Raw genomic sequence first — 1,127 nt, forward strand, 5'->3', positions numbered from 1 at the left:
AACTGGTCGGCGCGCATCTGCCTGAGGACGCCGACCCGGGCCAGGTGGTGATCGGGATCGAGACCGACCGCGGGCCGTGGGTGTCCGCGCTGGTCGCGGCGGGCTATCAGGTGATCGCGGTGAACCCGCTGCAGGCTGCCCGTTACCGGGAGCGGTACTCGACGTCGGGGGCCAAGAGCGACGCCGGTGACGCGCACGCGCTGGCGGACATGGTCCGGACCGATCGCCACCAGTTGCGGTCCGTGGCCGGTGACAGTGAGCTCGCGGAGGCGGTGAAGGTCACCGCCCGGGCTCACCAGACGTTGGTCTGGGACCGGACCCGGCAGGCGCAGCGGCTGCGCTCGGCGTTGCTGGAGTCGTTCCCGGCCGCGGTGGCCGTGTTCGACGACCTGGCCGCGCCGGACACGTTGGAGCTGCTCGCCAAGGCGCCGAGCGCGCAGGCGGCCCGGCGGCTGACCGTCGCGCAGATCTCCGCCGTCCTGAAACGGGCCCGTCGCCGTGACATCGCGGAGAAGTCGCGGAAGATCCGGGCCGCGTTCCAGGCCGGCCAGCTACCCGTGTCCTCGGTGATCGCCGGTGCCTACGCGGCGGTTGTCCGCGCCCAGGTCGGGCTGATCGGCACGCTCAACGCCGAGATCGACCGGCTCGCCGAGCAGGTCGATGCCCATTTTGGCCAGCACCCGGACGCTGAGATCTACCGGTCCCAGCCCGGCCTGGGACCGGTCCTCGCCGCCCGGGTGCTCGCCGAGTTCGGAGACGACCCGCACCGCTACACCGACGCCAAGGCCCGCAAGAACTACGCCGGGACCAGCCCGATCACCCGTGCCTCCGGGAAGAAGAAGATCGCCCTGGCCCGCTACGCCCGCAACCGCCGGCTCGCGGACGCCCTGCACCGGCAGGCCTTCTGCGCCCTGCGAGCCTCACCCGGCGCCCGCGCCTACTACGACACCCTTCGCGCCCGTGGCACCAGCCACCACGCGGCCCTGCGCCAGCTCGCCAACCGCCTCGTCGGCATCCTCCACGGCTGCCTCAAGACCCACACCACCTACAGCGAGGCGACCGCCTGGCCACAGTACGTCACCGAACAGATCGCCGCTTGACATCCAAGAACATGGGATGTCTGACCA

General features: G+C 71.5%; 1 protein-coding gene. It reads left to right on the forward strand.

The features are described 5' to 3' along the window. On the forward strand, positions 1-1,100 hold a 1,100-nt coding region (locus I6A81_RS00070; protein WP_203008560.1), incomplete at its 5' end, for an IS110 family RNA-guided transposase. Positions 1,101-1,127 lie beyond the last annotated feature (27 nt).

Source organism: Frankia nepalensis (genome assembly GCF_016786325.1).
Classification (GTDB): domain Bacteria; phylum Actinomycetota; class Actinomycetes; order Frankiales; family Frankiaceae; genus Pseudofrankia; species Pseudofrankia nepalensis.